This window comes from Gracilimonas tropica DSM 19535, from assembly GCF_000375425.1.
Classification (GTDB): domain Bacteria; phylum Bacteroidota; class Rhodothermia; order Balneolales; family Balneolaceae; genus Gracilimonas; species Gracilimonas tropica.
The window spans coordinates 555,264-566,407 of sequence record NZ_AQXG01000001.1; the positions used below are offsets into that span (position 1 = coordinate 555,264).

Consider the following 11,144-nt stretch of genomic DNA (forward strand, 5'->3'; position numbering starts at 1 on the left):
AGCGGAGTCACCTAAGGAATAAATCAGCTAATTATGCCAACTATAGTCCCTTTCGAAACACTTACTGAATTGTTTGTTAACCTTTCGCAGAAACATAAGGGGAGAGGAAAAAATCAATTCTATTACAAACCCACTCCGGATGCAGAATATCAGCCTATTAATTGGGAGCAGGTAACTGATGATGTGTATTCCATAGCTGCATACCTGGTTGAAAGGGGCATAGAGAAAGGAGATCGTGTTGCAATTTTAAGTGAGAACAGATATGAATGGGCGGCTGTTGATCTTGCCATTCAGCTGGTTGGAGCCATAAATGTGTCTCTTTATACCACACTTCCCGCCTCACAAAGCGCATATATTCTACAGGATTCCGGTGCGAAGATATTCTTTGTATCTACCGGTTTTCAACTCAAAAAGGCGGTAGAAATATTTGCAGACTGTCCTGATCTTACCGAAGTGGTCGCTTTCGATGAGCCGAAGCTTGAGCATTTACTGGATGAGGATTATGTTAGAATGTATGATGATGTTTTGTTGGATGGAGGAAAGTGGCTTGAATCACATAAAAAGACCATCAAACAGAGGTCGCAGGAAGTAGAACCTGAAGATGTTGCCACGCTTATTTATACTTCAGGAACCACCGGTAAACCCAAAGGAGCCATGCTTACTCATCATAATATTGTGAGTAACGTTAAAGCTGCAACCCAGCATATTTACTGGGATCAAAATGACCGGTTACTTTCTTTTCTCCCATTATGTCATTCCTTTGAGCGCACAGCCGGTTATTACGCCATGATCTCTTCCGGGGTTGAAGTCTATTATGCGGAAAGTGTTGACACCGTGTCAAAGAATATGCCTGAAGCCAAGCCAACTATTATGATCTCAGTGCCCCGTCTTTTTGAAAAGATGTATAACCTGATCGTAAAAAGTGTAGAGGAGGGGAGTGATACGAAAAAAGCGATCTTCAATTGGGCCGTTGAAACCGGAAGAAAATATGCTGAAGGGAAACGGGGGTTGATCAGTGTACAGAAAAAGATAGCAGACAAACTGGTGTTCGATAAACTGAAAGAACGAACGGGAGGACATGTAAGACTCTTTGTATCAGGAGGTGCTGCATTGCCACCGGAGATTGATACTTTTTTCCAGTGTGCAGGCATGAATATTCTTCAGGGATACGGACTCACCGAAACATCTCCGGTGATGGCCGCGAATCAGCCCGGCAAAGAGAAAGTGGGAGCTGTGGGTACCATTATTCCGGGTGTTACGGTAGCCATTCAGGGACTGGAGGATGGAAAGATCCTTGGACAGATAAGTGGCGAGGACTATCCTACAAGCCTTACCACTGAAGCGGGTGAGATCTTGTGTAAAGGACCGAATGTAATGAAAGGCTATTGGAACAACGAAGAAGCTACCAGGGAAATGATAGATAAAGATGGATGGCTTCATACCGGCGATGTAGGGAAATTTGATGAAGGTTTTCTCAAGATCACCGATCGTATCAAGCACATGATAGTGAATGCCGGAGGTAAAAATATTTATCCGGGACCGATAGAAGACTTATTTAAAACGAGTAAATGGATCGATCAGATCGTGGTTGTTGGAGAAGCGCAGAATTATATGGCGGCCATTATTGTGCCCGATTTTGAGGCTGTACAAAAATATGCAAAAGAGCAGGGGCTTAAGTTTTCAAACAATGAGGAATTGATTGCATTGGAGGAAGTTAACGATCTGTTTAAAAAAGAAATAAGGACTTTCTCCAAGGAACTTGCCTCTCACGAAAAGATCAGAGACTTCCGGCTTGTTGCTAATGAATTTACGGTCGAAACCGGAGAGATCACTCCAACATTAAAAGTGAAACGCCGCGTTATTGCAGATAAATATGGTCATCTTATTGACGATATTTTTAAAAATGATAACGATTAGCCGCAATATCTCCTCAAATTGAAAGTCATAAAAAAGCCCCATAAAACTGAATTTATGGGGCTTTTTCTGTGAATTAATTCGAAGCTTTTACACTTGCATCAATTTCTACTTTGTTCGATCGAGAAAGCATCGGCTTTGCCATTAGCCAGGGCTTCGAGACGTGCAACGGCATCCCAAAGGGTAACGGCCTCCTTCAGTGTCTTATCAAATACATCGTTTACGATAGGGTAGAAGTACTTCTGCCCCCAAACCTGTCGGGCTAATTCAGCCTTCATGCGGCCTTCAAGAAGCCAGGCTACCTCTTCATAATGACCGGCCGGTACATATAAGGAATCATTTGCAAAGGATGGGGAATCAACTGTATCTGAAACAACCATTCCACGGCTGATCAAAAGATCTTTAAGCCCAGCTTCGGTTTTTTCATCCCACTCAAAATCTTTACGATAACGTTCAAAATCGTCTTTCCACTCCGCTCTGAAAGTTTCTCCGTTTTCATCGAGGAAAGAGCGAACAAAGTCAAAAGAAACCTGATTTCTGATAGCGAAATTGAATACATATGCGGAAGTTGTGGTGTCATCAGGTACAATATAATCAGGCACAATACCACCGCCGCCATATACCGTTCGTCCATTATCAGTGCTGTACTTTAGGGAATCAGGGACATGCTCGATAAATTCTACGGCATCGCTCATGGCATTATCGCGTCTGTAAATTTCATAAGCATATTGCTCTCCACCTTCAACAAAAGGTTTTTGAATGAGCCGCCCAGACGGGGTATAATATCGGGAAATAGTGACCCGAACACTGCTTTCGTCTACAAGCTCATATTGCTGTTGAACTAAGCCTTTACCAAATGATCTTTTTCCTACAATCAATCCGCGGTCATGGTCTTGTATGGCACCGCTTACGATCTCGCTGGCTGAGGCAGAACCTTCATTAACAAGAATAATCACCGGCTTATCTTTGAAAGCACCATCTCTCCGGGAAAAATATTTTTGGGTAAATCGGTCATGTTTACTCTTGGTAGATACAAGTTCGGTTCCACGCGGAAAGAATTCCTCTGCTATTGCGATCGCCTGACTCAGGTAACCACCTGGGTTATCTCGCAGATCTAACACAAGCTTGGTCATTCCCTTTTCTTTGAGGTCCTCTACCGCTTGCATAAATTCATCATGCGTGGTGGCAGCAAATCGATTGATCTTGATGTATCCGGCTTCATCATCCAGCATATACGAAGCATCAACGGTATAAAGGGGGATGTCATCACGGGTGATATTGAAGTTGATAGGATCCTCCACATTAGGGCGTTTCACCGTTACTTTCACTTTAGAACCTTTTTCACCTCTCAGTTTTCTTAAAACCATTTCATTTGTGAAACCGACCGCCGTAGAGTCTTCAATTTTAATGATTCGATCCCCTGATCGAATACCAAGCTGGTCGCTGGGGCCGCCCGAAATGGCTGAAACAACAGTTATCGTATCCTCAATGATCTGAAACTGAACGCCTATTCCCTGGAATTTACCGGCAAAGTTTTCCTGAATCTGTTCATTATCCTCCGGTTCAATATAAATGGAATGAGGGTCGAGTGTAGAAAACATGCCGCGGATGGCTTCATCAGTCAACTTATTCATGTTCTCATCAGGACTGTTGTTGGCTATATAAAGATAGGCTTTCTCAAAATTGGTAAATGAATCTCTGATAGAATTGATTTCCAAGCCGGAAAATGTGGTATCAACCGGAGTTCCATCTATTTTAAGGGTGGAATCTTTTACGGCTTGCACCATACGAATGATACTTCGCTTATACATCTTATTCAGATCGGGTTCGCCAAAGTAGTTAGCTACAATGCTGCGCTGCGCCTGATGGTATTTGGTGAGATTCTTGGTATCATCATTATCGGAATGGATAACAGGGTCGATACCGGTTAGTCTGAGCGCTGCAAGCGTCAGTAAAATTAATAGGTTGGGGTAGAGTATTTTTTTGAGTTGCATAAAAAACATATTCACTAAAAACCTTTCTAAAATAAAATGTTAAGCTGTCACCGTGCGTAACGATTGTAATAAAATACTTAGTATTGCACAATCAGAAGCTAACACATTCAACAGATAAAAAATAAAAGGGGCGTTTTAGTGCCCCTTTTGCATTTCTTTTACAAGATATAATGACTCAGGTCTTTATCCTTCACAATGCCGGATAATTGTTTGTCAACATAATCTTTGTCTATGGTGATCTTGCCTGAGTTGATGTCATCCGGAACAGCGAACAAGAGTTCATCGAATAAGGACGACATGATGGTATGAAGCCTTCTTGCACCGATATTCTCAACCGATGAATTTACTTCAGCTGCTATACGGGCAATTTCACGGATAGCCTCATCTGAAAACTCGATTTCTACTCCTTCCGAAGCCAACATCGCAATGTATTGCTTGGTAAGGGCATTCTTAGGTTTGGATAAAATATCCACGAAATCATCTTCGGTGAGAGAATTTAGTTCAACCCGAATTGGAAATCGTCCCTGCAATTCCGGGATCATATCAGAAGGTTTGGATACATGAAAAGCTCCTGAACCGATGAACAAAATATGATCTGTTTTGACAATACCATGCTTTGTGTTCACGGCACTTCCTTCTACAATAGGGAGGAGGTCGCGTTGAACGCCTTGCCGGCTAACATCAGGTCCGCCTTTACCTCCGCTGCTGCTCGAGGACTCTGCGATCTTGTCAATTTCATCAATAAAAACGATGCCTTGTTTTTGAACGCGTTCCAAGGCTTCCTGAACCGCAGCTTCGTGGTCGATAAGTTTCTCAGCTTCTTCCTCTGTCAAGATCTCACGGGCTTCACTGATAGGCAGTTTACGTTTTGTCTTTTTACCGCCTTTGCCCATATTTCCGAGCATATCTTGCAGGTTAATACCCATTTCCTCCATTCCCTGAGGCCCAAAAACCTGCATCATGGGACTTCCTTTACTCGATTTTACTTCGATCTCTATCTCTCGATCCTCCAGTTCTCCATTGCGGAGTTTTTCTCTGAAGCGTTCTCGTGTGCGTTCATTTAATTCTGAATCACTTGCTTTTTGAGGATCAAAATCATCCGAATTCGAAGAGCTGTTAAATCCTACTCCGGATTTTTTTACAGGAGGGATTAGAATGTCTAGAATACGTTCTTCAGCTTTTTCAGCGGCCTTTTCTTTTACCCGATCCTGCATTTCCTGTTTTACCATATTAATGGCAACGTCGGTAAGATCACGAATCATGGACTCTACATCACGCCCTACGTAACCAACTTCTGTAAACTTGGATGCTTCCACTTTCATGAAAGGAGCATGTGCTAAACGGGCTAATCTGCGAGCGATTTCTGTTTTACCGACTCCGGTGGGACCGATCAGTAAAATATTGTTTGGAATGATCTCTTCCCGGATCTCTTCTTCGGCATTAAGTCGGCGCCAACGATTTCTTAAGGCAATGGAAACCGAACGTTTGGCTGATTTTTGCCCGACAATATATTTGTCGAGTTCAGCCACAATTTGTTGTGGGGTTAAATTTTTCTCTTCAATAGCTAACATATCAGTTGTCAATTTCTAAGATCGTAAGGTTGTGATTGGTGTAAATATCGATGTCAGCTGCAATGTGCAGCGACTCTTCTACGATATCTTTTGCCGATAATTCCGGAGCGTGGTTCATCATGGCGCGGGCGGCTGCCAATGCATAGGAGCCTCCACTCCCAATGGTAGCAATGGAATGATCCGGTTCGATGACATCACCTTGTCCTGAAATCACCAGTGATTTCTCGTTGTTCATCACAATGAGCAATGCTTGTAATTTTTGAAGGAATTTGTCTTTACGCCACTCCTTGGCAAGTTCTACGGCGGCGCGTTCCATATTTCCATTATATTCGCTGAGTTTCTCTTCATACTTCTCAAAAAGCGTAAAAGCGTCAGCTGTAGAACCGGCAAATCCGGCTAACATTTTACCGTCGTATAATTTTCGAACCTTTTTGACGGTGCTTTTCATAACGGTTTTATCCATTGTGGCCTGGCCGTCACTTCCAATTGCAGCCTTGCCATTATGGATCACACCCACAACCGTAGTGGCATGTAATTCAGATAAATTCATGATCTAATTTTCGTTAATAATTTTAACAGGTGAGGTACAAAAACCAAGCCAAGCCTTAATTTGAAGACTTATAGTACTTCGATTTTCCTCTTCCGTTCGAATTGTCATTACGGCCTGACGTTCTGCTACCGTTGTTTCTCTCTTTTTTGGAGATATCCAGGTTCTCTTTGTTTCCTTTTCCACTGTCCAATTCTAATAACTCGCCTTCACGACTTAGGACATCTTCGATAGATTCGTCAAGCATAACAATCTCAGTGATATCAATATCAGAACCCACAAGAGTGGCACGGAATTCGTTCATTGAAACGGTTTCGTCACCCACCAGCGAGATCTTGATACGATATTTTACCATCCATTTCCAATGGGTACTCATCAGTCCTTTTGTCAGAACCGATTTCAGGAAAGGATTTACATAGAGGTCAACTGCACGATAATTGGTATTATGCTTGAATTTGCTTAGCCAGGTTTCGAGATCGGTGATGATGGTATCTTCGGTGACTACACTTCCTGAGCCGCCGCAAACCGGACAAACTTTTGAAACTGAATTCACCACACTTGGCCGGATTCGTTGTCGGGTGATCTGAACCAAACCAAAATCACTCATGCCAATTACATTTGTTTTGGCGGGATCTTTGGCAAACTCCTTCTTCAGTTCATCATAGATCTTCTTGCGGTTTTTGTCATCGCGGAGGTCGATAAAGTCAACCACGATGATTCCACCGATATCCCGCAGCCGTAACTGCTTGGCTACTTCTCTTGCAGCTTCCAAGTTGGTTTTGAGGGAATTATCTTCCTGCCGCTGTTTTGCCGCATAAGGACCTGAGTTCACATCTACCACATACATGGCTTCGGTTTGCTCAAAGATGAGGTATCCACCGGATTTCATCCGTACACGCGGACTGAAAATAGAATTCACATCGTGGGCGATCTTCATGTAGTCGAAGATGTGTTCCTTGCCTTTATATAATTCTACGTTAGGAACCATCTTAGGAGCGATCTGCCCTACATATGATTTGATCTGCCTGTACATTTCAGGGTCATCGATTAGCACACGGTCATAGTTCTTGGCAAATAGATCGCGGATCAAACTTTCCGTCATATTCAGATCACGATAGAGGAGAGAAGGTGGTTTGGCATCTTCCAGTTTATCTACGATCTGCTCCCATTTCTTCAGCACATTCCGAAGATCATCTTCAAGAGATTCTTTATCCTGACCTTGCGCAACCGTTCTCACGATCACTCCAAAACCATCGGGCACCATATTGTTTAGAACACCTTTCAAACGGCGACGTTCTTTGTAGTTGTTGATCTTTTTGGAAACCGCAATGTAGTCGCCCATAGGAATCAACACCAGGAAACGGCCTGCGATAGTGATATCTGTGGAGATTCGGGGGCCTTTTGAGCCGATTGGTTCTTTCACAATTTGAACCAGCAGCTTCTGTCCGGTTCGAAGCATTTTTCCGGCCAGGATCTGTTTCTCTACATTCGAGAGTTTATCCTTGTTTTGAAGTTCTTTTTGGGCGTGATTGGGAATCGCGTTTTTGCCGTTTAGCTTGGTAATGTATTCATCCAAATGGTCGCCGGCATCCGAAAAGTGAAGGAAAGCGTCTTTCGGAGTACCCATGTCTATAAAAGCAGCGCGAATACCGCTGAGCACTTTGTGAACTCGTGCTACGTATATGTTACCAACTGTTCGCTGGTTTTCTTCCGTCTCTATAAAAAGCTGCGCTAACTCGTTGTTTTCTAAAAGCGCGATACGGGTCTGATTGCCCGAAGAGTGAATAATAATTTGATTTTTCATTGGTGAAATTCTTCCTTTCCCGGAAGCCGCTAAAGCCCCTGCAAACAAACCATCGTATTAATTTATGATGCAAATTGAGTACGTTCTCGTGTTGTAGAGAGGGGATTGAAGCAAACGGACGAGCGGCTGCTTCGGGAGTAATGTCTGTTAAAATTGTTTTTTGGGTTGATTCCGTTTTGGAATCAGAGAAAAGGTTCTGCTTTATAACTATTGATAAGATTTTGCAGAACAAGAAAAAATCGATAAAGGCATCCTTCAAAGAGTAAGTCAATGGAGCCGATAAAGTTCGTTTTTGATATGTATTCCGTGCGTTACGCAATAGAAAATAATGTTTAAAAAGCTTGTTTGGGTCGATTTTCTCGTCTAATGAATATAACTGTGAAAGCTCATTAATGTAAACGCTTTTTAGGATTATTTTATTGAAGAGAAGACGATATGATAAAGCTAAGCTCCAACACAGAGCGTGTGGAGCGAGGCTGGGTAATTGAATTGGTATTTCCAATGTCGCTGAATTACCCAGAGACTCAATACGAACCGCTTGTTCTAATTCAGAAAGGGAAGAAGGAATCAATCCTCATCAACCCGTTTAATATTCGCTCCAACAGCACTCAGCTTATTCTCAAGATCCTCATAACCACGGTCAAGGTGGTAAATACGCAGCACATCCGAATGATTTTCAGCAACCAAAGCCGCCAATACCAGGCTTACACTGGCGCGCAGATCGGTACTCATCACCGAAGCACCTATCAACGGAGTTTTTCCTGAAATATGAACCGTATTCTTTTCCACTTCCATATCTGCACCGAGACGAGTGAGTTCCGGGACGTAGCTAAATCGATCAAAATATACCGTATCGGTGACTTTGGATTTACCCTCAGCCTGGGTCATCATCGTAGCCCATTGGGCCTGAAGATCGGTGGGAAAACCGGGATAAATCTCTGTTTTGATGGATACCGGTTTCAGCGTATCCGGAGCTTTTACTTTTATGGTCGTTCCGTCAATATCAACAGTGGTACCGGTTTTTTTGAGCTGTTTGGTGAAACTGCCAAGGTGTTCCGGATTGCAACCGGTAAGCGTAAGCTCCGAGCCGGGAAACATCGCTGCGGCAATCATAAACGTCCCCAATTCAATGCGGTCAGGATCATTAGAAACTTCAATTCCTTTAAGCTCATTCACGGCTTTTATAGTGAGCGTATCGGTTCCGATGCCATCAATATTAGCTCCCATTTTTACCAAGTGATTGCAAAGCTGTACCACATCCGGCTCTTTAGCTGCATTCTTGATCGTAAATTTTTTGGCTTTTAAAACCGAAGCCAGCAATAGATTCACCGTGGCTCCAACAGAACTAGGTTCAAGCCTAAAAGAACCGCCTTCAATTTTATCATTGGCTTTAGCGATCACATATCCTTTTTCCAGAGAGATATCGATGCCCATCGCTTCCATACCTTTCAGGTGCAGGTCTACGGGACGAGGTCCCCACGCACAACCGCCGGGAAGGGAAACTTTGGCGTACCCGTGTTTTCCAACAAGAGCGCCGAGCATATAGAACGAAGCACGCATTTTTCGTACAAGATCATAAGGTGCTTCCAGGTGATTGACGTGTGTTGGATCGATCACAAGCTTGTTTTCATCTTCATGAAAATCGACCTGAGCGCCAACCACGCGGATCACATTATTAAACGTATAAATATCTTTAAGACGGGGAATATTGTGAAGGGTAGAAGCGGAGTTTCCAAGAAGAGAAGCTGCCATCAGGGGTAGTGCAGCATTTTTTGAGCCGCTGATCGGGATGGTTCCTTTAAGTGGTTTACCGCCTTCAATTACAAATTTATCCAATGGGTTCGATCTCCAGTATAGGTGAATTTTTCTCTAATGATGCTCCGACTTCTGTCGAAATATTTGTGATGGTTCCGGCAATTGGTGCCTTCAGCTCATTTTCCATTTTCATGGCTTCCAGAATAACAAGAGGCTGATCTTTTTCAACTTCATCGCCTTCGTTTACCATGATCTCAAGGATCTTACCCGGCATGGGGGCATTCAGGATACCCTCGCCGGCCGCAGCTCCCGTTTTGAATCCGAGTCGATCCAGCAAAAGTTCTTGCTCGTCTTTAACCTGAATAGTGTGCCAAACGCCATTCATTGAAAACTCAATGTTGGAACCGTCTTTAGCTACATTATCAATTTTGTAGGTTTTTGTTCCCACACGAAGAATAAAGCGTCCATTGACATGTTCAAAAGTATATTTTCCGGAACCATCACCTGATGTAAAAGTGCCTTTTTCGGGATCAAGTTCAACATCGTGTTCGTTTTCACCTATAATTGCCTGAAATTTCATAGCTGTCTTTTCATGTGTTTAATGCCAGATTTTGTTATCCGAAAAGTAGATTCCTTGATATTATCCGAGTCAAACCACTGAATACTGTTGTCAGCAGGAGAATGATCAGAATCTACCACTTCAATAAGCCGTGAGTTCATGAGGTTGATGATATCATCCCTGATCTCTCCGTAAGCCAGTTCTGTTTCTTCTTGAATCACATCAAATGATTCAGGAAAAATGAGGCGGTCCAGAATTTTTCGCTCTGATGGGGTTAATTTTCTCATATGGGCTGAAGATAGAGCCGATACAAAATTATCACAAATATTAACCGCATTAATTTGTTTAAAAAAGCAGTATAAATAAATCTTAAAATATGCTTTAGATTCATCGAAAAGTGTCGAACTGATTATTATCTTAGTTCATGTTCAAAGTTGAAAATACCATACTTGCTGACGACATCGCGACTGCGAAATTTTCTTGCGACTTACCCCGTTGCAAAGGAGCATGTTGCGTGGTGGGTGATGCCGGAGCCCCGGTATCAAAATCTGAGATCCCTGTTTTACATAAGGCCTATAGATTGCTGAAAAACGAATTGCCCCAAGAATCGGTTCAGGTTGCTGAGCGTAACGGAGTAGTGATCGGAACGGAAAGCAAAGGATATGAAATCTCAACCGTAGGAAGTAACGAATGTATTTTTGTGAAGCATGATGATCAGGGAATTGCCTATTGTGCTATACAGAAAGCCTATTTTGAAGGGCGCTTTAATTGGGAAAAACCCATCAGTTGTCATTTATTTCCGGTACGTTTGAAACATATTGCAGGGTTTGATTATGCCAATTATGAATATGTTCCTAAACTTTGTTCCGCCGCTTGTGAGAAGGGAGAAAAAGAGAATACCTATTTAGCTGAATTCCTTCAAAAACCATTGGTTCGCAGATACGGTGAAAAATGGTATCAGTCATTCTTAAGAGCTTGTAAAGAGATTCGCAGTCAGTAG

9 protein-coding genes are annotated in these 11,144 nt (G+C 42.7%); 2 read left to right on the forward strand and 7 right to left on the reverse strand.

The window, feature by feature from the left end:
- Window positions 1-33: 33 nt before the first annotated feature.
- Window positions 34-1,917 (forward strand): AMP-dependent synthetase/ligase, encoded by a 1,884-nt coding sequence (locus B151_RS0102555; protein WP_020402028.1) that lies wholly within the window; start codon window positions 34-36, stop codon window positions 1,915-1,917.
- Window positions 1,918-2,015: 98 nt separating this feature from the next.
- On the opposite strand, the gene B151_RS0102560 is transcribed toward B151_RS0102555, so the two are convergent.
- The 7 genes from B151_RS0102560 to B151_RS0102595 form a co-directional block, all read right to left on the reverse strand.
- Window positions 2,016-3,908, reverse strand: a complete 1,893-nt coding sequence (locus B151_RS0102560) for a S41 family peptidase (protein WP_157470649.1) — start codon at window positions 3,906-3,908, stop codon at window positions 2,016-2,018.
- 158 nt (window positions 3,909-4,066) lie between these two features.
- A complete protein-coding gene (gene hslU / locus B151_RS0102565) occupies window positions 4,067-5,479 on the reverse strand; it encodes an ATP-dependent protease ATPase subunit HslU (protein WP_020402030.1) in 1,413 nt (470 codons plus the stop codon).
- A gap of 1 nt (window position 5,480) precedes the next feature.
- Window positions 5,481-6,029: an ATP-dependent protease subunit HslV gene (hslV, locus tag B151_RS0102570; RefSeq protein ID WP_020402031.1), complete on the reverse strand. Its 549-nt coding sequence runs from the start codon at window positions 6,027-6,029 to the stop codon at window positions 5,481-5,483.
- A gap of 55 nt (window positions 6,030-6,084) precedes the next feature.
- Entirely contained in the window at window positions 6,085-7,830 is a 1,746-nt protein-coding gene (locus tag B151_RS0102575) for an Rne/Rng family ribonuclease (RefSeq protein ID WP_040516512.1), read from the reverse strand.
- Window positions 7,831-8,397: 567 nt separating this feature from the next.
- On the reverse strand, window positions 8,398-9,666 hold the full coding sequence (gene murA, locus B151_RS0102585) for a UDP-N-acetylglucosamine 1-carboxyvinyltransferase (protein ID WP_020402034.1): 1,269 nt from the start codon (window positions 9,664-9,666) through the stop codon (window positions 8,398-8,400).
- Window positions 9,659-10,165, reverse strand: a complete 507-nt coding sequence (locus B151_RS0102590; protein ID WP_020402035.1) for an acyl-CoA carboxylase biotin carboxyl carrier protein subunit — start codon at window positions 10,163-10,165, stop codon at window positions 9,659-9,661. The genes murA and B151_RS0102590 overlap by 8 nt, the downstream gene beginning before the upstream one ends.
- Window positions 10,162-10,431, reverse strand: coding sequence for a hypothetical protein (locus B151_RS0102595; RefSeq protein ID WP_020402036.1), 270 nt, complete (start codon window positions 10,429-10,431; stop codon window positions 10,162-10,164). Before B151_RS0102595 ends, B151_RS0102590 begins: the two co-directional genes overlap by 4 nt.
- A gap of 137 nt (window positions 10,432-10,568) precedes the next feature.
- Between B151_RS0102595 and B151_RS0102600 the strand changes: the two genes are divergently transcribed.
- Window positions 10,569-11,144 carry a DUF3109 family protein gene (locus B151_RS0102600; RefSeq protein WP_020402037.1) on the forward strand — a complete coding sequence of 192 codons (576 nt, stop codon included), beginning with the start codon at window positions 10,569-10,571 and terminating at the stop codon, window positions 11,142-11,144.

Excerpts from the sequence above, each read along its gene's own strand:
- B151_RS0102600 (WP_020402037.1), top strand. The coding sequence starts at position 10,569 with ATGTTCAAAGTTGAAAATACCATACTTGCTGACGACATCGCGACTGCG.
- B151_RS0102560 (WP_157470649.1), bottom strand. The coding sequence starts at position 3,908 with ATGCAACTCAAAAAAATACTCTACCCCAACCTATTAATTTTACTGACG.
- B151_RS0102575 (WP_040516512.1), bottom strand. The coding sequence starts at position 7,830 with ATGAAAAATCAAATTATTATTCACTCTTCGGGCAATCAGACCCGTATC.
- B151_RS0102595 (WP_020402036.1), bottom strand. The coding sequence starts at position 10,431 with ATGAGAAAATTAACCCCATCAGAGCGAAAAATTCTGGACCGCCTCATT.
- B151_RS0102555 (WP_020402028.1), top strand. The coding sequence starts at position 34 with ATGCCAACTATAGTCCCTTTCGAAACACTTACTGAATTGTTTGTTAAC.
- hslV (WP_020402031.1), bottom strand. The coding sequence starts at position 6,029 with ATGAATTTATCTGAATTACATGCCACTACGGTTGTGGGTGTGATCCAT.
- hslU (WP_020402030.1), bottom strand. The coding sequence starts at position 5,479 with ATGTTAGCTATTGAAGAGAAAAATTTAACCCCACAACAAATTGTGGCT.
- B151_RS0102590 (WP_020402035.1), bottom strand. The coding sequence starts at position 10,165 with ATGAAATTTCAGGCAATTATAGGTGAAAACGAACACGATGTTGAACTT.